General features: G+C 49.6%; 18 protein-coding genes. 15 read left to right on the top strand and 3 right to left on the bottom strand.

What is annotated here, in order from left to right:
• The first annotated feature begins 1 nt into the window (after position 1).
• The 6 genes from ACRRNK_RS08230 (at position 2) to ACRRNK_RS08255 (ending at position 5496) form a co-directional block, all read left to right on the top strand.
• Positions 2-1927: a helicase-associated domain-containing protein gene (locus ACRRNK_RS08230; protein ID WP_433946836.1), complete on the top strand. Its 1926-nt coding sequence runs from the start codon at positions 2-4 to the stop codon at positions 1925-1927.
• Between the two features lie 82 nt (positions 1928-2009).
• Positions 2010-2450 (top strand): YlbF family regulator, encoded by a 441-nt coding sequence (locus ACRRNK_RS08235; protein WP_433946262.1) that lies wholly within the window; start codon positions 2010-2012, stop codon positions 2448-2450.
• 43 nt (positions 2451-2493) lie between these two features.
• A complete protein-coding gene (locus ACRRNK_RS08240; RefSeq protein ID WP_433946837.1) occupies positions 2494-2757 on the top strand; it encodes a YlbG family protein in 264 nt (87 codons plus the stop codon).
• Between the two features lie 387 nt (positions 2758-3144).
• On the top strand, positions 3145-3582 hold the full coding sequence (locus ACRRNK_RS08245; RefSeq protein WP_433946263.1) for a hypothetical protein: 438 nt from the start codon (positions 3145-3147) through the stop codon (positions 3580-3582).
• 111 nt (positions 3583-3693) lie between these two features.
• Positions 3694-4599, top strand: coding sequence for a selenium metabolism-associated LysR family transcriptional regulator (locus ACRRNK_RS08250; RefSeq protein WP_433946264.1), 906 nt, complete (start codon positions 3694-3696; stop codon positions 4597-4599).
• A 30-nt stretch (positions 4600-4629) separates the two neighbouring features.
• Positions 4630-5496 carry a PHP domain-containing protein gene (locus ACRRNK_RS08255; protein WP_433946265.1) on the top strand — a complete coding sequence of 289 codons (867 nt, stop codon included), beginning with the start codon at positions 4630-4632 and terminating at the stop codon, positions 5494-5496.
• A gap of 143 nt (positions 5497-5639) precedes the next feature.
• On the opposite strand, the gene ACRRNK_RS08260 is transcribed toward ACRRNK_RS08255, so the two are convergent.
• The 3 genes from ACRRNK_RS08260 to ACRRNK_RS08270 form a co-directional block, all read right to left on the bottom strand.
• Entirely contained in the window at positions 5640-6599 is a 960-nt protein-coding gene (locus tag ACRRNK_RS08260; protein WP_433946838.1) for an IS3 family transposase, read from the bottom strand.
• The gene (locus ACRRNK_RS08265) at positions 6515-7204 is read right to left on the bottom strand and encodes a helix-turn-helix domain-containing protein (protein ID WP_433943245.1); all 690 of its coding nucleotides are present in this window, start codon (positions 7202-7204) and stop codon (positions 6515-6517) included. Before ACRRNK_RS08265 ends, ACRRNK_RS08260 begins: the two co-directional genes overlap by 85 nt.
• A gap of 103 nt (positions 7205-7307) precedes the next feature.
• The gene (locus tag ACRRNK_RS08270; protein WP_433946266.1) at positions 7308-9071 is read right to left on the bottom strand and encodes an Rqc2 family fibronectin-binding protein; all 1764 of its coding nucleotides are present in this window, start codon (positions 9069-9071) and stop codon (positions 7308-7310) included.
• Positions 9072-9251: 180 nt separating this feature from the next.
• On the opposite strand from ACRRNK_RS08270, the gene ACRRNK_RS08275 reads away from it, so the two are divergent.
• From ACRRNK_RS08275 to priA, 9 genes are all read left to right on the top strand, one after another.
• Complete coding sequence (locus ACRRNK_RS08275; protein ID WP_433946267.1) at positions 9252-12047, top strand: calcium-translocating P-type ATPase, SERCA-type; 2796 nt, start codon at positions 9252-9254, stop codon at positions 12045-12047.
• Between the two features lie 68 nt (positions 12048-12115).
• A complete protein-coding gene (gene dapF / locus ACRRNK_RS08280) occupies positions 12116-12952 on the top strand; it encodes a diaminopimelate epimerase (protein ID WP_433946268.1) in 837 nt (278 codons plus the stop codon).
• A gap of 171 nt (positions 12953-13123) precedes the next feature.
• Positions 13124-15019 (top strand): bifunctional homocysteine S-methyltransferase/methylenetetrahydrofolate reductase, encoded by a 1896-nt coding sequence (locus ACRRNK_RS08285; RefSeq protein ID WP_433946269.1) that lies wholly within the window; start codon positions 13124-13126, stop codon positions 15017-15019.
• Between the two features lie 35 nt (positions 15020-15054).
• The gene (locus ACRRNK_RS08290) at positions 15055-15942 is read left to right on the top strand and encodes a YicC/YloC family endoribonuclease (protein ID WP_433946270.1); all 888 of its coding nucleotides are present in this window, start codon (positions 15055-15057) and stop codon (positions 15940-15942) included.
• Between the two features lie 54 nt (positions 15943-15996).
• Entirely contained in the window at positions 15997-16257 is a 261-nt protein-coding gene (gene remA, locus ACRRNK_RS08295; protein WP_005548256.1) for an extracellular matrix/biofilm regulator RemA, read from the top strand.
• A 13-nt stretch (positions 16258-16270) separates the two neighbouring features.
• Positions 16271-16843 carry a guanylate kinase gene (gene gmk, locus ACRRNK_RS08300; protein WP_433946839.1) on the top strand — a complete coding sequence of 191 codons (573 nt, stop codon included), beginning with the start codon at positions 16271-16273 and terminating at the stop codon, positions 16841-16843.
• 55 nt (positions 16844-16898) lie between these two features.
• A complete protein-coding gene (gene rpoZ / locus ACRRNK_RS08305) occupies positions 16899-17129 on the top strand; it encodes a DNA-directed RNA polymerase subunit omega (RefSeq protein ID WP_433946271.1) in 231 nt (76 codons plus the stop codon).
• Between the two features lie 80 nt (positions 17130-17209).
• Positions 17210-18430 (top strand): bifunctional phosphopantothenoylcysteine decarboxylase/phosphopantothenate--cysteine ligase CoaBC, encoded by a 1221-nt coding sequence (gene coaBC / locus ACRRNK_RS08310; RefSeq protein ID WP_433946272.1) that lies wholly within the window; start codon positions 17210-17212, stop codon positions 18428-18430.
• A complete protein-coding gene (gene priA, locus ACRRNK_RS08315) occupies positions 18430-20982 on the top strand; it encodes a primosomal protein N' (protein WP_433946273.1) in 2553 nt (850 codons plus the stop codon). The genes coaBC and priA overlap by 1 nt, the downstream gene beginning before the upstream one ends.
• The last annotated feature ends 1079 nt before the right edge of the window (positions 20983-22061 follow it).

The raw sequence follows: 22061 nt of genomic DNA on the forward strand, positions 1-22061 counted from the left end.
CATGCATTCATGGACCATGAATTGGGCTGAGGAGCTTGAAGCTTCTGAACTGGGAAAGCAAACCCTCTATCTAATTATGCAGAGCTATGCTGGTCAGCCCTTCAAGCTGGAGCAGCTTGAGAAGCTTGCAAGAGACGGAATCAGCGGAGCCGAGCTGCGTATCGGTGTTCTCTCTTTAGTTAGGACAGGGATCGTCTGCGTAGTAAAGAAGACCTGGGGTGAGCGGCTGTATTTCATTAGCGGCCGTTTGTTCCCTAAGCTTCAGGCAAGCCTCCTGGGTCCTATTAATAAGCGTGAGGAGGCCGTGGATCTGGTGTCCCTGAACCGCGAAGGCAGGGCTGGGATTGAGGTTGATTTGTTCCGGATGCTGGTATGGGTAGGGCACAATGGTCTGCAGCTAACTGCTAAAGGGACAATTCATCAGAAGACGATAACCAGACTTGGCGGATTGATCCAGCTTGCAGAGGATGACTTCAAGCATATTCCGCTTCATTACCTTCACAAAGACGTCTATCCGGCTAATATAGCCGTTGTGCTGGATCTGTTATTAGCCCTGGGTCTGATTGAAAAGATAGACAGCTGGATTATAAATGAACCTGCTGCGGATGCCTGGCTCAGGCTTACTCCAACAGCTATGCGTCTTGCTGTATATAAGGAGATTCTGGCTCGTTACATTCCTGCTGACCCGAGTCTGCAGCAGTACGCTTATGCTCTCAGCATGGATTATGTTCAAGAGGGGAACTGGTATTTCCTTGATGAGATCGTCAGGTGGCTGCAGAGGTATCGTATGCTTACGGTCCCCCTTTCAGAATTGCAGATCACATTTATGCATGGATGGCTGGAAATGCTCTGCGGCTTAGGATTTGTGGATTTGGGATTTGGGAAGGAGGGGGAGGCTGCCTTTCGCTGGAGAAGCAGGCCAAAGCTCCAAGAACAGACGTGCATAGCCGAGAGTGATGAGAAGGATACGCGGCCTTTCCAGGCTGATTTTGAAGGCAGGTTCTACGTACAGCCAGACTTTGAAATATTCGTGCCTTCTGATGTATCTTACTTGCTAAGATGGGAACTGGAACTCTGCACACTTGGAGTGACTTATGATGCGATGTCCGTATATAAGTTAAGCCGTGAATCCGCCGCCATTGCCCTAGAACAAGGGCGTACTCCATCGGATCTTGAGGTGTTCCTGGACAAGTGGGCAGCTTCGGGAATCCCGGATAATGTTCGAAACGCGCTAAGGCAGTGGGGAAGTGAGCTTGGCCGGACTTCACTTGAGGAGCGGGTACTTCTCCGGTGTTCCGACGAAGAGGCTGCTGAAATGATTAGTAGATATGAGGGAGGACAGTCCAGACTGGAGCGAATTGGGCCTCTTGATTTCATTGTGAATCAGAAGGATCTGAAGGAAATCCATAAAGTGCTGAATCATTTAAATTTGACCCCTCGGAAGTCATTCCAACCGAAATCCGCCATGATCTACCCAAGACTTGATCCAGACCTCCCAATTACCGGTGAATCTTCTTGGAAGGAAGCTGTAGAGATGGATCAAGGTCATTTGAGCCCTAGTGAACCACAGGGGTTGATCTTTAATGGCGCAGCAGTACATATCTATAAGCGGGATGAAAGCCGAGTGGCATTAGCCGATCTATTTCCAGGCATAGATGAAATTCCGCAGGCCTGGTGCAAAGAATTGAGAAGCTATCATACCTCGACCGCAAAGGCTTTGATCCAGCAGGCCTTGGCGTGGCGGACCAAAATAAGACTGGAGATGGAAGGGAAAGTTACTGAAGTTCTCCCTTTGGGACTGCTTAGCGGGAACTCCTGGAAGGTGGAAGCGCTTATGCTGCCATCTCTTCAGGTTCAGGAGCTTTCATGTTCCGAGTGGGACACCTTGCAGCTTCTTTTGCCCGAAGATTCCTGTATTCAAGGATAAGTCTTCTTATCGAATAGGGTTTATGATATGATTATCCTGTCTACCCCTTGGGTAGAACACTTTTAGAATTGGGATGAATTTCATGAGCGTATCAGAGAAGAAGACGGTCGATATGGCCGAAATGCTTACTTACGCCTATGAATTAGGCGATATGATCAATAGCTCTGCCTGTGTTGCCGAATACCTTCATTGGAAGCAGCAGGTGGAGAAAGATACAGAGGTACAGCTTCTGGTCAAGAAGCTGGAGTCGAAGAAGGAATTGTTTGAGGAGACCCAGCGCTTTGGGCATTTCCATCCTAACTATCATGAAGCAATGGGACAGGTAGCCGAAGTGGAGCGGGAACTCGATCAGATTGAAGCCGTCAGCAGGTTCAAGATGGCTGAGAGGGAGCTGGATGAGCTCCTGCATCAGATGTCCGAGACGATTGCTTATGCGGTGTCGGACAGTATCAAAGTGCCAAGTAACGATCCGAACCCCAAGGGCGGGGGATGCGGCAGCGGCGGTAAATGCAGCTGCGGATAATTTGGCAGTCATTTTTGCGGAAGAAAGCGGGGCAGGAAACGCCATGTTTCAGGAGCGTACAGGCTATATTATATGGGTCAGCGATATGAAGGCGGCAAGGAATTTAGATAAATATGGAAGTGTGCATTATTTGTCAAAGCGCATGCATTATGTGGTGATGTATGTGAACGCAGACCGGGCTGAGGATATTATGAAAAATGTCCGCAAGCTGTCTTATGTTCGCAAGATTGAACGATCTTACCGTAATGAAATCAAGACCGAATACACCAAGGATGTGCCAGACAAAACGCAATATTACGGTCTTTAAGCGCTTAGGCTTCCAGCATGAATTCAGTATAAGCAGAGATTGTGTCTTATGACATGGTCCCTGCTTTTTTTTGTTGTCATGATGTTGACGAAAAAATGAAGAAATTGTTTTTTGACTTCATTTTGTCGGAAGTGCTATATTTTGTCCTAATGAACTACTTCCCCTATGAAAAAAACAAAAATAGGAATAAACCCAGACCTATTTCATAGAATTGTAAAATAAGAAACGTTATAACAATACATCCGTACAATAAAGAAAGCGGTTTACTCCTTAATTTTCCTTATTTCGACATTATAGGTTGTAACTTGTGATTTGATAGAATTTCATGTAATATAATGGGTAAATATACTTAGATACAAAGACCTATTTATGGTAGGGGGTGTAGGAGTGAAAGATAAGATCATGGAGAGATGGAATACGTACGAGGCTTTTTTCGTTCAGCTCGGAGACAAGAAGGTGGCTGATGTCATCATTACCAACCACGCTAATATCAGATTTAATGACCGAATCGCTAAGAATCAAAGTTCATCTGATGAAATTGCAGCTTGGATATGGGAGTGTCTTAAGCAAAACCGGATGGTCCCGTACTACCGGAAGGAAGAGGATGTATATTTAATTGATGATGACACTGTTGTCGTTGCTGAATTTACTGAGCTGCCTGGTGAGGTGGATCTGGCCGGCAATCCGTTACATAAAATGATTGTGGTTACTTTCCTCGGTAAAATGTCAGAAACCATAGAGCTTCGTGATCTGAAATCCTATTATTCCTGGCTGCGCCATTCCCGTCGTATGACCTTAATGAAGAACAGCCGTAAGCGCAAATAGATGCAGGCCTGAAATATTGAAGAGACATAAGACACAAGGGATGTGATTCCTGGGTGTCTTTTTTTGTGAGCTTTGGCATGCTATTGTAGATAGACGAAAGGACGGGTACGAATGGCACTTAACTATCATCAACTTCACATTTTTTATACAGTAGCGGAAAAGGGGAGCTTCTCAGCCGCGGCTCAGGCGCTGCATATGACCCAGCCTGCCGTTACTATGCAGATCCAGTCACTTGAGGATTACTTCGGAACCAAGCTCTTAGTTCGCTCCACGAAACGAATTGAGCTCTCTGAGGCCGGGAGAGCCCTTATGCCTTATGCGGAACGCGGTATTGATCTTATGCGGGAGACTGAAAGCGCAATGGCCCGCTTCACTCATATGCTGGAAGGCCGGCTCCAGCTCGGAGCCAGTCTAACAATCGGGGAGTATGTCCTGCCCCGCCTGCTGGGCCCATTCGGGCAGCAGTACCCACACATTAACATTGTGCTCAAAGTGATGAACACAGCGGAAATTCTGGAGCAGATTTTGCATCATCAGCTTAGCTTTGGACTTGTTGAAGCTGCTGTTCAGCATCCGGATATGGTCATGGAGCCCGTTATGCAGGATGAACTCAAGCTGATTGTACCAGCTGGACATCCATTAACTGAACAGGATGGAATTCACCTTCAGGAGGTGCTGAAGTATCCATTCGTATTGCGTGAGAAGGGATCAGGAACCCGGCAGGTCATGGAGGAGGAGTTGACCCGGCTTGAAGTAGATCTGGACCTGGTGAAGACCGTGATGGATCTTGGAAGCACGGGAGCGGTGAAATCTGCTGTGGAAGCTGGATTTGGAATTACTATGCTATCACCTTCCTCCGTGAAGCATGAAGTGGCTCTGGGCCTCCTTAAAGTGATAGATATCAAGGATGCTTCATTTAAGCGGAATTTCTACTCCATTCATCTGAAATCTACGTTGTTGCCAATTTCCGCAGTCACTTTTCTGGATTTTCTGAGATCGCAGAAGCTGCCGCTTTGAAGCCAAATCTGATAGAAGGAGACGAGTCATATGAGCGGTCTAATATTGAACGGACGATATGATTTGCATACGCATACCCAGGCCTCCGACGGAATGAATGCACCTGCTGATAATGTTCGCCTAGCGAAGCAGAAAGGTTTGGCGGGTATTGCGATTACAGATCATGATACGGTATCCGGTATCAGAGAAGCCATGGAGGCCGGGAAGCTCATTGGCCTGGATGTCATCCCTGGCGTGGAGATTAGTACGCGGGCAGCAGGCAAGGATATTCATATTCTGGGATACTATCTTCGGTATGAGGACGAAACACTATGTTCGCGACTTGAGCATCTCCGTACTGTGCGCGAGACGCGCAATGAACGGATTCTGGCGAAGCTGAATGAACTAGGCATTCCGATAACGATGGATGAGGTGATCTCGGGACTCGGCAGGGAGTTAGGTCCTGATGATAGCATTGGCAGACCTCATATCGCTGATGTTCTTGTTCGCAGAGGCGTTGTGGCTGATCTGCGCGAAGCCTTTGACAAATATTTGGCGGAAGGGGCTGCCGCTTATATATCATTGCCTAGAGTAGGCCCTATGGAAGCCATCACGTGGATCAAGGAAGCGGGAGGAGCAGCTGTTATTGCTCATCCTGGACTCTATGAGGATGATGACCTTGTTCGGCGTATCATCCGAGAGGGTCAGCCAGCCGGAATTGAAGTGTATCATTCCGATCATGGACCGGAGGAAGAGATGAGGTACAGCGGTATGGCCCGGGAATATGGGCTGCTGATGACCGGAGGGTCCGATTATCACGGTGTCCGCCAGGGACAAGTGTTCCATGGAGATTTGGGCAGCCGTACGGTATCGGCTGACGTGCTTGAACAGCTGCGGAGCAGATCAGGCCGGCAATAGGCCGCTGTACTTCAGACGTACTTATATAAAAGAGGCATCCGGCAACTGTGAATGAAGTGCTCCCTGTCAAGTGGACAGTGAATAAAACAAAAACGATTCGTTTATTTTCCTCAGCTCGTTTTAACAGAGCTGAGATTTTTTCATTATGCAGCTCTTCGGTATTCGTTAGGTGACAAACCATCCAAACACTCTGTATACCGGTAGTTGTTGTAATAACGAATATATTCGCTAACGTCTTTGAGGACATCTTCATAGGTATCATACTTTGTAAGATAATAGCTCTCTGATTTGTAAGTGCCCCAAAATCGTTCAATAGGTTGGTTGTCCAAGCATCGGCTCACACGAGACATGCTTTTCATAAATCCGTATTTTACATGGAGTCGATTATACTCATGAGACGTATACTGGAAGCCTCTGTCACTTTGAATAAGCGGGGTTACACCGGGGTTCTTCTCATAAGCCTTCTTTAGCGTATCCATGACGAGTTTATTGTTGTTGGAGGGGCTTAACACCCATGAAACGATAGAGTTATCGTATACATCAAGAATTGCACTCAGGTAGGCTTTACGGCCGTTTCCGTACTTCAATTCTGTAACGTCTGTACACCACTTCATATTAGGAGCAACTGCCTGAAATTCACGGTTCATTACATTTTGAGCTACATGCATCTCAGAGACTTTCACGTAGTTCGGCCGTTTCCTACGAATTACCGCCTTTAATCCAAGAGCACGCATAATTCGGTAATACCGCTTTTTATTGTACTTCTTCTTGAGCTTTCGGTTTAATTGGGTGCGCATTTGGCGATAGCCAAGTATCCCCTTTCGCTTGTCATAGCGAAGCTTCACTTCTTTAGCTAGCGTATAATTCTCAAGTTCTCTGGCGGATGGCATCCATTTTAACCCCTTATAATAGGCAGATCGAGCAACTCCGGCTAACGCACACAATTTCGTAATTGCATAACCTTTTTCTTTGTTCAGTTCTTGAATCGCTTGATACAAGTCTGCTTGTCGAACAAGGGTTAGCGTGTATTTCGTCGCTTGATCTCCGCCAACTTTTTTGCGAGGGCATTCTCCATTTCCAGGTATTCGTTTCGAGCTTCTAATTCCTTGATCCGTAGCTTAAGCCGTTCATGCTCATCTAGTTCCTCTGCAGGCTTTTTACGACCTCGGTTGTCCTTGAGGGCATCTTCACTACCAGCTCGGTATTTCCGAACCCATGCGTACACCTGCTGATAGGATACATCGTACTTTTCGATCGCCTTCTGATAATCCAAACCATTAGCGATTGTATATTGTGCAATTTCAATGCGTTCCTTGAAAGTTGTTTTACGTCCTTTGTTCATATGAGACAGTCCTTTTCCCTTAGGTGTAGGTTTCAATTCTATCTCATTAGTATACTTGGAAATCCATTTTCCCAAAACACTTCTACTCGAAATACGATGCTTCTTTGTTGCCTCTTCTACGGAGCAATGACCAGACAACACGTCTTTAATAGCCGCAAGCTTCAATTCCTTTGAGTATGATTTCCATGTATTCGATTCCTTTAATCCATCCAAACCATCTGCTTTATACTTTCTTATCCAATCCTTAACCGTACTCTTACAAACTCTAAGCTGTTTCGCTTCATAGTTTGGATTAGACTTATGCTCAAGACACCGCTGTACGGCATGTAATTTTACTTCTAAAGAAATAGGACTTCTTTTTGACATTAGAAAAACTCCCATCATTGTAGCAGTAGAAGTTTTTGTTTTTTCTACTGTCTACTATGATGGGAGCATATCAGAATGCGCCGGATGCCTCTTTTTTGCTTTGTTAACCGTTCTTCACGGCACTCTTCAGACTTTTCACAAGTCCTTCGTCGGGTGTGATGAACAGGGTCTTCTGATGATCGTAGATAACGAATCCAGGCTTAGCGCCGCTTGGCTTGCGGACATGCCGAATCAAAGTGCAATCGACCGGCACACTGCTTGACTGCTTCGCCTGGCTGAAATAGGCTGCAAGCTGAGCCGCCTCCTCAAGGGTAGACTCTCCAAACGAAGCACTGCGGATAACAACGTGGGAACCTGGAATATCCTTCGTATGGAGCCAGGTATCATTCGAGTTAGCCAGCTTGTTGGTCACATATTCATTCTGTAAGTTATTCTTGCCTACGTAGATTTCGATACCCTCTGAGGAGGTGTATACATGGAGTGTGGGGCGGTCGTTCTTTTTCTTCTTACGGTTCTTCTTGCTGCGGTCCCGCAAATACCCCTGCTGAATCAATTCCTCCCTAATCTCATCGATATCACTCAGGGATGCGAAAGCGAGCTGTTGAAGCAGCCCTTCCACATAAGCGATCTCCTCATGGGTGATGCGCAGCTGCTCGTCAATGACAGCGAGACTGTTCTTGAATTTGTTGTACTTCTTGAAATAGCGCTGGGCGTTCTCCGATGGCGTTAACAGCGGATCAAGCGGGATTCGCTCCATGGCTTGATCTTCATCGTAATAATTCACCAGCTCGATCTCCTTGTCGCCCTTCTTAATCAGATGAAGGGAGGGCAGCAGGAGCTCGCCCCAAATGCGGAACCGCTCGGCATCCTTGGCTTCGTCCAAATCTTCGTCCAGCTTGCCAAGCTTCTTGATATTCTTGGTTCGCTCATTCTGAAGGAACCGGATCAGGTCACTGACTTTCTGTTTAACCGTATCGCGCTCTGCTTTGTCCCCGTAGTAATCCTCAAGGCAGGTGCTGATGGACGAATAATGCTTGACATCTCCTTGAATTAACGTAAGCGAAATGGCGGAGAAGATGCTTTTTCCCTTCGCATTATCCCCGACCACGGGATCATAACGATGCTCCCGGACTGATGTCATCAGATTGTCGAAAGCCTCCCAAAGAGCATCGATCTTGCCGGAGAGATCGCCGGATGTACCCGCTCTCTCGGCACGGTGATGAATCTCCTGAGCTATTAGCGGACTAAGTCCACTAAAGGTACTTACAAACCAGCTCGGAACCTCATCAAGAGCAAGATCGGCTGCAGCTGCGTGATAGGCCGCCTGGAAGGCCTCTTTATCCACTGTGAGCGGGTTCAGCTTATGCTGCTGCGGTGGCTCGGTATAGCTGAAGCCTGGCATAACGACCCGGTAGCTGCTGATTGAAGGGGTAACATGGTGAATCCCATCGAGCTGGGTCCCTGTGGCCGGGTCCACAATAATAATATTGCTGTGGCGCCCCATGAGTTCAATAATGATTCGCTTGCTTGAAATGTCTCCGAGTTCATCCCGCTGCCTTACATCGATGTGAATCGTCCGCTCCAAGCCGTTCTGCGTTATGGATTCAATGACCCCGCTTTCACAGTGCTTTCGGAGCAGCATACAGAACATAGGCGCTTCCTGTGGGTTAAGAAAGGACTGCTCGGTGAAATGAACACGCGGATAAGTCGGGTTCGCTGAAATAATCAGCCGCCGATTCTCTCCTTGAGCTCTAAGATTAAGAATGATGTCGCTAGGTGAAGGCTGGTGTATTTTATTGATTCTTCCGCCAACGCAGAGCTGAAGCTCGTGCACGATTGCGCGGGTTACAATTCCATCAAGTGCCATATTCGTAGATTCTCCTGTCTATCTTTACGTCTTCCCCTACTATGATGCCATAGTTGGGGCAAAAACTTAAGGCCTTCCGGGTGATAATTTGGGACTTGTCTGAATACATTTACCCTAGTACAGGGTGGAAAAGCTCTCACACTGCCAAATACGCGGGAAATACGGGAGGGAAATACGAGCATGGAACAAAAAAACTGGCACCAGTGGAGTGCCGATGAGCTCTTGGAACGGTTCGCCGTAGAGCAGAATCAGGGCCTTACCGCTGAAGAGGCTCAGCGGCGGCGCGAGCAGATCGGCTTTAATGAGCTGTCTGAAGCAAAGCGTATCTCGCCGCTGATCCTGTTTCTGAACCAGTTCAAGGATTTTATGATGCTGGTCCTAATGGGAGCTACGCTGGTATCGGGTCTACTCGGTGAATATCTGGATGCCGTCACGATTGTGGCGATCATTGTACTAAATGGAGTCCTGGGCTTCATTCAGGAATTCAGGGCGGAAAGATCTCTGCGGGCACTGAAGCAGCTGTCTGCTCCCCATGCGAAAGTAATGCGCAGTGGAGCTGTGGAGGACATCCCCGCTCGGGAACTTGTGCCTGGGGATATTGTCCTGCTGGAGAGCGGGGACCGGATTCCTGCGGATCTTCGCTGGCTCAAGGTGAACAGCTGTGATGTCGAGGAGTCTGCGCTTACGGGTGAATCTCACCCTTCCGGCAAAATAACTTCAGCTATTCCATCTGCCGAGGTTCCGCTCGGGGATCAGAAGAACCTAGGATTCATGGGAACCATGGTTACACGCGGGTCGGGTACGGGAGTTGTAATCCGTACCGGCATGGATACGGAGATGGGGAAGATCGCAGATCTCATCCAGAGCACAGAGGCTCAGGAAACTCCGCTTCAGCGGCGTCTGGAGCAGCTTGGCAAAATACTGATCATGCTCTCACTCGGCTTGACCATCCTCGTTGTGCTTGCGGGTATTCTGCATGGACAGCCTGCAGGCAGCATGTTCTTCGCAGGTGTGAGTCTGGCGGTGGCCGCTATTCCGGAAGGTCTGCCCGCGATTGTAACCATTGCCCTTGCGCTGGGTGTGCAGCGCATGATCAAGCGCAAGGCCATCGTCCGCAAGCTACCGTCGGTCGAGACACTGGGCTGCGCCTCGGTGATTTGCTCAGATAAGACGGGAACCTTAACCCAGAACAAGATGACCGTGAAGCAGGTCTGGCTGGAAGGGCGCTCTTACGAAGTTACCGGGGACGGCTATGAACCGGCAGGGTATATACTGTATCAAGGCAAGCCTGCTGATTTCAAGAAAGAGCCTTCTTTACGAAGACTGCTTCAAATCAGCTCCTTATGTAACAATGCCGAGATATATGAGTCAGGTTCCGAGGAACAGCGGGGCAAGAAGAAAGGGAAGGATGATTCAGGTCCGCAATGGCAGCTAAAAGGAGATCCTACAGAAGGAGCATTGCTTACCCTGGCTTCCAAGGCGGGCTTCTCTCCGCAGTCCTTAAGCGGGATGTACAGCCGGGAACACGAATTTCCTTTTGACTCCGACAGAAAGCGAATGTCTGTAATTGTGAGCCACCAAGGCGGCAGACTGTCCTACGTCAAGGGCGCGCCGGATATGCTGCTTGACAGGTGCTCCTATATTTTGTGGGAGGGGAATGTGGTGCCGCTTACCGGGACACTCCGGCAAAAGGTAGCTGCTGCGAACGAAAGCATGGCCCGCTCCGCGCTTCGCGTGCTCGGGCTGGCTTACAGGGACCTCAGACCTCATGACAATACTTCCTCGGCTGATCAGATCGAATCCCAGCTGATTTTTGTCGGACTGACCGGCATGATCGACCCGCCGCGCAAGGAAGTGCGTGAAGCGATCTCTATCTGCCGCAGGGCGGGCATCAAGACCGTGATGATCACTGGTGACCACGGTCTTACTGCAGAGGCTATTGCGAGCGAGCTGGGCATCCTGGTACGCGGAGGCCTTTCACTGACAGGCCAGCAGCTTGCGGCCATGAGTGATGAGCAGCTGGATAAACAGGTCGATAACGTCTACGTGTATTCCCGGGTATCGCCTGAGCATAAGCTTCGGATAGTGAAGTCTCTGCAGCGTAAAGGCCACGTGGTGGCGATGACCGGAGATGGAGTCAACGATGCTCCGGCGATCAAGGCGGCAGATATCGGGATTGCCATGGGAATTACCGGCACAGATGTATCCAAGGAAGCTTCCTCGTTGATTCTAAATGACGACAATTTCTCAACCATCGTGGCGGCCATTGAAGAAGGGCGTAATATTTACGAGAATATCCGGAAGTTCATCCGCTATCTGCTCGCCTCGAATGTGGGTGAGATTCTGACCATGTTCTTCGCGATGCTGGCCGGTCTGCCCCTGCCGCTGCTTCCGATTCAGATTCTATGGGTGAACCTGGTAACAGATGGCTTGCCGGCGATGGCCCTGGGTGTCGATCAGCCTGAAAAAGACTTGATGGAACATAAACCAAGAGGGGCGAACGAGAATATTTTTGCCCGCAGATTGGGCTGGAAGATCATTAGCCGCGGTATTCTGATCGGATTATGTACACTTGGAGCCTTCTGGGTAACGCTTCAAGTAGCTCCAGATAATCCGCAGCAGCTAATGCTGGCGCAGTCCGTTGCCTTTGCAACCCTGGTCCTGGCTCAGCTTATTCATGTATTTGACTGCCGGAGCTCTCGGTCGATTTTCCACCGGAATCTCTTTCAGAACAAGTATCTGGTACTTGCTGTATTGTCTTCACTGCTTCTCATGCTGGCCGTCTTCTATATCGAACCGCTGCAGCCTATCTTCAAGACGGTTGCGCTTGGACCACGGGAGTGGGCTATTGCCTTTGTAGCTGGCGGAATTCCAACGTTCCTGATGGGAGCTGGCAGCGTGCTGTCAACGAAGAAACCACGCAAATCAGGGCCGAGCCGAGCACTGCCGGTGAATAGTACAAATATTCGGGCATAAAATGAATAGCTTTTCCTCTCTCAAAAATATAGACTTACATAACAAGAGAGATAAAGAGAGGGATAGCTATGGAATTTACAAAAATGCATGGACTCGGCAACGACTTTCTGGTCTTCCATGGACACCAGGATTTGCCGGATAATGTGAGTGACCTCGCGGTGAAATGGTGTGACCGTTTCTTCGGGGTGGGCGGGGATGGACTTGTGTTCATTCTGCCATCTGAGAAAGCTGACTTCCGGATGCGGATCATTAACTCGGACGGCTCTGAAGCAGAGCAGTGCGGGAATGCCATTCGCTGTGTGGCCAAATATGTGTATGATCATAAATTAACAGATAAAGAGAATATTACGATTGAGACGCTGGGGGCCGGTGTACAGCCAGTTAGCTTGAAGGTTGAGAGCGGTGTAGTGCAGACGGTTAGAGTGGACATGGGTGAGCCTATTCTGGAAGGCCTGACTGTTCCTACCACGCTGGAAGGCAATCCGGTTCTTGACCATCCAATTGAAGCGAACGGACGTGAATTTAATTTTACCGCCGTATCTATGGGTAACCCGCATTGTGTGATCTATGTGGAAGATGCCCCTAATTTTGATTTGGAGACATGGGGGCCGAAGCTGGAAGTTCATCCGTATTTCCCCCGGAAAATCAATGTGGAGTTCGCCACCGTCACATCCCGTGACCGAGTCGAGATGCGGGTATGGGAACGCGGTGCCGGTCCGACACTGGCATGTGGTACAGGAGCCTGCGCAACTTTGGTATCCTCTGTGCTAAATGGGGTAACCGACCGGGCAGCTTGGATCGGTCTCAAAGGTGGAGATCTGTATATTGAGTGGAATGAGGAAGACAACCATGTCTATATGACCGGGCCCGCAGCCGCGGTATACCAGGGAACTATAGAAGCTTAGGACTCGTTCAGTGCTCGTGAGTTTTGGTAAGGCAGCCTTTCTATCAGAGAGGCTGCCTTTCTATGTATCCTGGACTTACGGTGGGATAAACTTATCATCTGGCCTGATTTATGTTACATTATAGTGAATATTAAGAGGAACCTGTTCCGCTATAGGTTGGAGGAAGCTTAAATGAAACCGGAATTGGATTTACGGGCAAGACTGAAGAAAGAAGTTCTAATCGGTGATGGAGCAATGGGCACTTATTTGTACCAGCTTGGATTTCCGGTAGGGATCTCTTTTGAAGAGCTGAATATTATCCGCCCTGAGGTAATCGGGGATATTCATAGACAGTATGCGGATGCAGGAGCACAAGTACTTGAGACTAACACATTTGCGGCCAATTACTACAAACTTTCGAAATACGGGCTTGAGAGTAAGGTAGAGGAAATCAACCGCGCTGCCGTTCGTATTGCACGTCAAGCGGCAGGGGAGAGCAATTATGTAATAGGAACTGTAGGCTCGATCCGAGGCGGCAAGCGAATTAACGTATCCAATAAAGAGTTAAGACGTTACTATGAACAGCAAATATCAGCTCTTCTGGGAGAACAGGTCGATGGAATTCTCCTGGAGACATTCTTTGATTTGGATGAAATGCGGATTGCACAAGAGATTGTCCGGAAGAACAGTGACTTGCCTGTGATCTGCCAATTTGCAGTAGATAATATTGGCAGAACGATCGATGGCTATTCTATTATGGACGCTTTCTCGATTCTTCATCAGGAAGGTGCCGATGTTCTGGGCTTCAACTGTCATTCGGGGCCTAAAGGGATTATGGGCGTGATGGCTAAGCTAAATGGGCCGCTTGAAGTTCCGCTATCCGTATATCCGAATGCGGGTCTTGCTGATTACGTGGACGGCGAATATATTTACGGGGCAACTCCTGAATACTTCGGACAGAGCGCCATCTCGTTCGCTGATCTGGGGGCGCGTCTGATTGGGGGATGCTGCGGTACGACTCCGGATCATATTGCCGCCATGGCAGCGGTCATGCAGGACTATGTACCGTCGCCTCTAGCTGAGAGTTCGGTTCTGTCCGAACAACTGGTGCCTGTGATTGTGGCCGAGCATCGTGCTGAAGAACGCGAAGTTCCTGCCGGTCGTCCGGAAGGACCGTCCATTGTAGATCTTGTCAAGGAGCGTCACACCATTATTGTAGAGCTTGATCCGCCTCGGGATCTGGATATTACGAAGTTCATGGAAGGGGCCGCAGCTCTCAAAGAAGCGGGGGTTGATGCCCTTACGTTGGCGGATAATTCACTAGCTGTCACTAGAATGAGCAATATGGCGCTTGGTCATTTGGTCCTTAAGGAGACGGGTCTGCGTCCACTGATTCATATTGCCTGCCGGGATCGTAATTTAATTGGGACACAGTCCCATTTAATGGGCTTCGATGCGCTAGGGATCGACCATGTTCTAGCGGTAACCGGAGATCCGGCCAGATTCGGGGATTTGCCTGGGGCGAGTTCTGTCTATGATATGACTTCCTTTGAAATTATCAGAATGATCAAGCAGCTCAATGACGGTGTTGCCTTCTCAGGCAAGCCGCTTAAGCAAAAGGCAAATTTTGTTGTAGGTGCTGCTTTTAACCCGAACGTGAAACACCTGGATAAGGCGGTTCAGCGCCTGGAGAAGAAGATTGCTTCAGGAGCCGATTATATTATGACCCAGCCTGTATATGACGTTAAGCTTATTGCTTCTATTAAAGAAGCAACCGCCCATCTGGACGTCCCGATCTTCATCGGGATTATGCCGCTGGCCAGTGGGAAGAATGCTGAATACCTGCATAATGAAGTGCCGGGAATTCAGCTTTCGGACTCCGTGCGCAGCCGTATGGAAGGACTTCAGGGCGAGGAAGGCCGGCGCGTTGGTGTAGAGATCGCGAAGGAGCTGCTCGATGTTGCGATGGATCACTTCAACGGAATCTATTTAATGACGCCGTTTATGTTTTATGAGATGACAGCGACCTTGACGAATTATGTAAAAGAGAAGTCGAAAGAGCAGCGGGCCCACTTGTTTCACTCATAATTATCAATTACAATAGTGTAACGGATGTGATGCCGATGTCATTCAGTATGACCGGATTCGGTCAGTCCGCCCAGCACTTTGGCGGCTATGTGATACAATTTGAAATTAAATCTGTCAATCATCGTTATTCTGAGATTGTGCTCCGTATGCCTCGGGAATGGTCTTGTTATGAGGATGAATTGAAACGTATTGTACAGCGTCATATCAAGCGGGGACGGATTGATGTCTATATCAACAAGGAGAAGGAAGATGAGTCTTCCAGACCTTTTGTTCTGAACACTTCTGCAGCTAAAGCTTATCTGGATGCGGCCCGTCAGCTCGGAGAGCATCTTGGTGTGGACGATTCTCTAACTGCTCATCAGCTCTTGATGATGCCTGATGTGCTTGTTAGTGAGGATGTCTTGCCGGGAGACCTCCATCCTGACGAAGACTGGGAGAGGGTTCTTAAAGCCGGTCTGGAGCAGGCTATATCAGGGCTGATCAGGATGCGGGAGAAGGAAGGACGGCATCTGACGAAGGATTTGGAGGAGCGACTGTCTAAGCTGGAAGAATTCCATTCAGAGCTCATTCAGCTCGCGCCCACGGTGGTCGGAGATTACCGTAACCGGCTGAGGCAGAGGCTCTCCGAACTCCTAGACGGCACCATGGATGAACAGCGATTCAGCATGGAAGTGGCGATTTTTGCAGACCGCTCCAATGTTGATGAAGAGCTGACTCGTTTGGGTAGTCATTTTGAGCAGTGCAGAGAGCTGCTTCATACCCGCGAACCGATTGGACGGAAGCTGGATTTTCTTATTCAGGAAATGAACCGGGAAGTAAATACGATTGGATCTAAGGCCAATCATTTGGCTCTAGTGAACCGTGTTGTCGAAATGAAAGCGGAGCTGGAGAAAATTCGCGAACAAGCGGCGAATATGGAATAACGAAGATTCGTTTCGACTTGAATGAGTCAAGTAAATAGGGGGATTAACCTGAAGATGGCGATTAAACTCATTAATATCGGTTTTGGGAATATCGTATCAGCTAATCGGATTATTTCTATTGTTAGTCCGGAATCTGCACCGATCAAGCGGATTATTCAAGAGGCAAGAGATCGGCATATGCTGATCGATGCTACCTACGGACGCCGGACACGCGCAGTCATTATTACTGACAGTGATCACGTTATCCTGTCGGCTGTTCAACCGGAGACGGTTGCGCACCGCCTGTCCACGAAAGACGATGACAACGACGAATAATATGGAGAGAACAATGGCCAAAGGGTTACTAATTGTATTGTCCGGCCCATCAGGTGTCGGTAAAGGAACAGTGTGCAGCGCACTCCGCAAGCGGGTACCGGAACTTGTGTATTCCGTATCCGCAACTACGCGTCAGCCGAGGATCGGTGAAGAACACGGAGTGAATTATTTTTTCAAAAGCAAGGAGCAGTTCCTCAGTATGATCGAGAATGATCAGTTGCTGGAGCATGCCCAATATGTTGATAACTTCTACGGCACTCCGCGTGACTTTGTGGAAGAGACCATCAACAGCGGCAAGGATATTATTCTTGAAATCGAAGTTCAGGGTGCGCTTAAAGTGAAAGAAAAATTCCCGGATGGTGTATTTGTATTCCTGCTTCCTCCTTCTCTTGAAGAGTTGAAGGACCGGATTCAAGGACGCGGTACCGAGAATCAGGCGACCATTGACCACCGGATGTCCGTTGCTGTAGACGAAATCAATCTGCTTGAGTATTATGATTACGCAGTGGTTAATGATCAGATTGATCTGGCATGCAAGAGAATAGAATCTATTATTATCGCCGAACATTGTAAGGTGAGAAAGTAAGACCAATAGTCTGGGCGTATATACATAATCAGCCCGAAAGAAGAGGTGTCCCGTATTGTTATATCCATCGATTGATAAAATGCTGGAGAAAGTAGACAGCAAATACTCGTTAGTAGTCGCGGCCTCACGGAGAGCAAGGCAACTGAGAGAGGGAGAAGGGTCCGATCTCAAACAGGCCAAATCCCATAAACAAGTCGGTGTCGCACTGGAAGAAATCTATGGTGACTACGTACGCATCAAGCGGGATGGTCAGGACCTGGCGGAATTGGATAGACTAGACAAATAATGACTGGCCTTCGGGCCGCTTTACGACAACCGCAAGGTTGTTATTTTTTTCTATATATGTAAGGAGAGCGAGGGGTTAGGATGTTAACCGGCAAAAAGATTCTGCTTGGCGTAAGCGGGGGGATAGCCGCGTTCAAAGCGGCTTCGCTATGCAGTAAGCTGGTGCAGAGCGGTGCGGAAGTGAAAGTGATTATGACCGAATCGGCTACGAGATTCATCACGGAGCTTACTCTGCAGGCCTTGTCGCGCGGGCCAGTCTATACGGACACCTTTGATGAGAAGGATCCCGCTGTTATCTCGCATATCGATCTTGCTGACTGGGCTGATCTCGTGCTGGTGGCTCCTGCTACGGCCAATATCATTGCTAAAATGTCAGCAGGTATCGCCGATGATATGCTATCCACCACGCTGCTGGCTACTCAGGCACCGATCATGCTTGCTCCAGCCATGAATGTTCATATGTATCAGCATCCTGCTGTTGTACGTAACTTAGCAGACCTTGCTGCCCGCGGCGTGATGATGGCTGAACCGGGCGAAGGCCTGCTGGCCTGCGGCTACGTGGGCAAAGGCAGAATGGAAGAGCCGGAGAGTCTGGTTCGGATCGTGGAGAACTTTTTTGATAGACAGTTGCGGTTATCTTCCAAGCCTTTGAAGGGCCGGAGGGTGATCGTTACAGCAGGAGCCACCGTAGAACGCATTGATCCCGTTCGGTATATTACGAATGATTCCTCAGGCAAAATGGGCTTCGCTATCGCTGGAGCTGCCCGCGACCTCGGGGCGGATGTTCAACTGATTATCGGCAGCACCCAGGCCAGCCCTCCGCAAGGGATTTCCATTACACGTGTGGAGTCCGCTCAAGATATGTATAATGCCCTTCAGGAAGTATGGGAGACCGCCGATATCGTAGTGAAAGCTGCTGCGGTTGCTGACTATCGGCCTAAGGAGCAATTTGACCGCAAGATCAAAAAAAGCGGGGACCACATGTCGCTGGAGCTTGTGAAGACCGTAGACATTCTGGAAAGTCTTGGCCGGATGAAGACGACTCAGTTCCTGATTGGTTTTGCCGCGGAGACGAATGATCTGGATAAGTACGCTATGGATAAATTAAACCGCAAAAATTGTGACCTGCTGGTTGCAAATGACGTGACAAAAGAAGGAGCCGGCTTCGGAACAGATACCAATGTAGTCAGCATATTTGACCGCAATGGACTTGTGGAGGCACTTCCGCTGATGTCTAAAGAAACGGCGGCGCTTCGTATTATGGAGCTGACTGCAGAACGGTTATCCGGAGCGCTGCATTAATGTATACCATCGCCAAAGTTATTGTAGATGTCCCGAGTAGGGAGACAGACCGGCCTTTTGATTATTTGATACCTGATAGCATGCGTGATTGGATTGAGGTAGGCAGCCGGGTTGCCGTTCCTTTTGGAAGGCGAACTGTGCAGGGGTTCGTGATCTCGCTGGAGCATGAATCAAGTCTGGATAGGTCCAGAATGAAAAAGATCCAGGAGCTGCTTGATCATCTACCACCTCTTCCGCCGGATCTAGTAGAACTTGCCGAGTGGATGAGCCGGGAATATGCGTGCAGCACCATTTCTTCCCTCCAGGCCATGATCCCTTCGGCCTTGAAGGGAAAGGCTGAGCGCTATATCAGCTATGTAGAGCCGAATGAAGCTTCTTCGGAGCGAGCCGGGGATTCAATGGACACGAGTGCGGACGGGCTGTTCGCCTATTCCCTGCTTCAGCCTGCGGAAGAATCTGAGATTATTGAATACGTCAAAGCTGCTGGACCTGTGACCTTCTCTCATCTTGACGCCCGGTATCCCGGCCGCGGGGCGATGATCAAAGGACTGATGAAGCGCGGTGTGCTTACCGAGAGCCAGGCGATCAAGGACAAGCTCCGGATCAAAACAGTAAAAACCGTCGCGGCTGCGGTTACAGGGGAAGAAGCGGAAGAGGCGCTGGCTTCTTTCACCGCCCAGGCTCGCCGGCAGCGGGAAGTGCTAGCTTTTCTGCTCGAGGTACAGATTCCAATTGGGATGCAGGAACTGCTTACTACGCTTGGTGTAACGGCGGGAACGGTGAAGAAGCTAGCAGAGAAAGGCTTCGCTGTAATCGAAGATGTTGAAGTATTCCGTGATCCTTATAAGGATCGCCGTTTCAAGCCAACGACTCCGCTGGCGTTAACGCCAGAGCAGCAGGCGGCCTTTGACCATATCGCCGGTAGCCTGGACAGTCATGAGCATGGTGTATTCCTGCTGCATGGGGTGACAGGCAGCGGCAAGACGGAAGTGTATTTACAGGCAATTCAGAGATGTATTTCCCAGGGACGGCAGGCGATAGTTCTTGTGCCTGAAATCTCCCTTACTCCACAGATGGTCGAGCGGTTTAAAGGCAGATTTGGTGACAAGGTGGCTGTACTGCACAGCCGCCTGTCCGGCGGAGAGCGCTATGACGAATGGCGCAAAATCCGCGAGGGTAAAGTGGAGGTTGCGGTCGGAGCCCGTTCTGCTGTTTTTGCGCCTTTTCCCAACTTAGGTCTTATTGTCATGGACGAAGAGCATGAAACGTCCTATAAGCAGGAGGAGACGCCCAAGTATCATGCGCGAAAGGTAGCTGTAAGACGGGCTGCCCAGCACGAAGCGGTTGTAATCCTTGGCTCCGCGACTCCTTCACTGGAAAGCTACCATGCGGCTAGGTCGCAGGCTGACGACGATTTTGCTCCGGTGCTGCTTGAAATGAAGATGAGACCAGCTGGGAGCGAGCTGCCCGCGGTTCGGATCGTTGATATGCGTGAGGAGCTAAAAGATGGGAACCGGTCCATGTTCAGCCGTGACCTGCATCAAGGCATTATTGCAAGAATGGAACGGGGGGAACAGACCGTGTTGTTCCTGAACCGTCGGGGATTCTCCACCTTTGTGATGTGCCGGACCTGCGGATATGTCGCAGGCTGTCCTGAATGCGATATTTCCCTTACTTATCATCAGAAATCGAATAATTTGCGCTGTCACTACTGCGGCTATTCCGAGCCTGCACCTAGCGTATGTCCGGAGTGCGGCAGTGAGCATATCCGTTATTTCGGTACCGGTACCCAACGGGTCGAAGGCGAGCTTGCCAAGCTTTTCCCAGGAATTCGGGTAATCCGCATGGATGTTGACACGACGGTTGAGAAGGGGTCACACGAGAAGCTGCTGAATGCCTTTCGGGAGAAAAAAGCGGATGTGCTGCTTGGCACCCAGATGGTTGCCAAGGGGCTTGACTTTCCTGATGTGACTCTTGTGGGAGTGATCGCGGCGGATAGTTCACTGAACTTCCCGGACTTCAGGGCGGCGGAGAAAACTTTCCAGCTGCTGACCCAGGTTGCGGGGCGTGCGGGCAGGCATCATCTCCCGGGGGAAGTGTTCGTCCAGTCTTATACACCCGACCATTATTCCATTATCCATGCCAGTCGGCATGATTATTTATCATTTGTACGGGATGAGCTCAAGCACCGCAGAACTTTGGGATATCCGCCTTACTGTCGGCTTATTCTGGTTACTATGACTCATGAGAATCTGCAAATTCTTGTACGGATGGCTGAAAATTTCGTGAGTGACCTTAGAGGGAAGGCCCAGCAAAAGGGCTGGTTCGGCGGACTTGACCGATTCACCTCGGACGCCTTTGATATCCTTGGGCCAATCGCCTCTCCCATTCCAAGAATCAAGAACCGCTACCGCTTCCAGTGTATGGTCAAGTTCCGCGGAGCGATCGATGCGGTTCAGCTGGTGCGGGATGTGAGCAATTTGACCCTGGAGCACTTGAAGGATGCTTCACTGCAAATTAGTATTGATGTGGATCCACAGATGCTCATGTAATTTCGAACCCACCCAAACCCTCCCTTCCAAGGGAGGGCCCCAAGGGCTTTGCCCTCTGGACACCCTGCCTGACTAACGTTGGAGTGGAAGAGGCGATGCTTTATGACTTTGGCGGTTGGATCGCTTGCCGTCCCTTCGGGACCCGCTGCCTGGTTGGCGGGACTTTGTTACCTGGAAAGTTCGCTATGGAGCGGCTGTAGGAGCTGGGGAGTGATATTAGGTGCAAGGAGCCGCTTGTCGCCCCTTTGGGGCACGCTCATTGTTTGCGGTGTTTCTGCTCAGTGGTTCGATGAAGTACGAGGCCCCCAAGGGCTTTGCCCTCTGGACACTCTGCCGGCCTAACGTTGGGGTGGAAGAGGCGATGCTTCGTGACTGTGGCGATTGGATCGCTTGCCGTCCCTTCGGGACCGCTACCTGATGGGCGGGGTTTTGTTACCTGGTAAATTCGCTATGGAGCGGTGGTAGAGCGCGGGAGCTATTTGGTGCAAGGAGCCGCTTGTCGCTCCTTTTGGGGCACGCTTTTTGTTTGAGATTTTTCTGTTCAGTGGTTCGATGATGTAGGAGGTCCTGTCCCTTCAGGGGGGCACTTCGGGATCCTTTCTTCCAATGGAGGGCCCTATTTCTGCCCTCTGGACACCCTTCAGGATGCGTGGGTGTACAATAAGGATTGGAGTGCTCCGATTTGAGGTTCAGAGCCTAGTGCTGCGCGAGGCGTTATCCCGACATGATCGTTTTGTACGGAGCAGGGATTAGAGTGTTTTGAGTTACTTGCATATAGATGGAACTAGCGGAGAGGACGGAATCGTTCTGTAGAAGCGTTAGCGTTCGCCTTTGTCTCTAAATTTCTACCTCTGAATATTAAGATAAGGAAATTTAGAGACAACAGCGATCGGAAGAATGATCCGTTATCGGAGCGTGTTCCACGGACAGAAGAATGATCCGTCATCGAAGCGTGCCCCAGCGGACAGAAGAATAATCCGTCACCGGAGCGCGCTCCACGGACAGAAGGATGATCCGTCACCGGAGCGCGCTCCACGGACAGAAGAATGATCCGTTATCGGAGCGTGTTCCACGGACAG

The organism is Paenibacillus sp. SN-8-1 (assembly GCF_050995535.1).
In the GTDB taxonomy this organism is placed as follows: domain Bacteria; phylum Bacillota; class Bacilli; order Paenibacillales; family Paenibacillaceae; genus Fontibacillus.

Excerpts from the sequence above, each read along its gene's own strand:
- ACRRNK_RS08230 (WP_433946836.1), top strand. The coding sequence starts at position 2 with ATGCATTCATGGACCATGAATTGGGCTGAGGAGCTTGAAGCTTCTGAA.
- ACRRNK_RS08235 (WP_433946262.1), top strand. The coding sequence starts at position 2,010 with ATGAGCGTATCAGAGAAGAAGACGGTCGATATGGCCGAAATGCTTACT.
- ACRRNK_RS08240 (WP_433946837.1), top strand. The coding sequence starts at position 2,494 with ATGTTTCAGGAGCGTACAGGCTATATTATATGGGTCAGCGATATGAAG.
- ACRRNK_RS08250 (WP_433946264.1), top strand. The coding sequence starts at position 3,694 with ATGGCACTTAACTATCATCAACTTCACATTTTTTATACAGTAGCGGAA.
- ACRRNK_RS08255 (WP_433946265.1), top strand. The coding sequence starts at position 4,630 with ATGAGCGGTCTAATATTGAACGGACGATATGATTTGCATACGCATACC.
- ACRRNK_RS08265 (WP_433943245.1), bottom strand. The coding sequence starts at position 7,204 with ATGTCAAAAAGAAGTCCTATTTCTTTAGAAGTAAAATTACATGCCGTA.
- ACRRNK_RS08270 (WP_433946266.1), bottom strand. The coding sequence starts at position 9,071 with ATGGCACTTGATGGAATTGTAACCCGCGCAATCGTGCACGAGCTTCAG.
- ACRRNK_RS08275 (WP_433946267.1), top strand. The coding sequence starts at position 9,252 with ATGGAACAAAAAAACTGGCACCAGTGGAGTGCCGATGAGCTCTTGGAA.
- dapF (WP_433946268.1), top strand. The coding sequence starts at position 12,116 with ATGGAATTTACAAAAATGCATGGACTCGGCAACGACTTTCTGGTCTTC.
- ACRRNK_RS08285 (WP_433946269.1), top strand. The coding sequence starts at position 13,124 with ATGAAACCGGAATTGGATTTACGGGCAAGACTGAAGAAAGAAGTTCTA.
- ACRRNK_RS08290 (WP_433946270.1), top strand. The coding sequence starts at position 15,055 with ATGTCATTCAGTATGACCGGATTCGGTCAGTCCGCCCAGCACTTTGGC.
- remA (WP_005548256.1), top strand. The coding sequence starts at position 15,997 with ATGGCGATTAAACTCATTAATATCGGTTTTGGGAATATCGTATCAGCT.
- gmk (WP_433946839.1), top strand. The coding sequence starts at position 16,271 with ATGGCCAAAGGGTTACTAATTGTATTGTCCGGCCCATCAGGTGTCGGT.
- coaBC (WP_433946272.1), top strand. The coding sequence starts at position 17,210 with ATGTTAACCGGCAAAAAGATTCTGCTTGGCGTAAGCGGGGGGATAGCC.
- priA (WP_433946273.1), top strand. The coding sequence starts at position 18,430 with ATGTATACCATCGCCAAAGTTATTGTAGATGTCCCGAGTAGGGAGACA.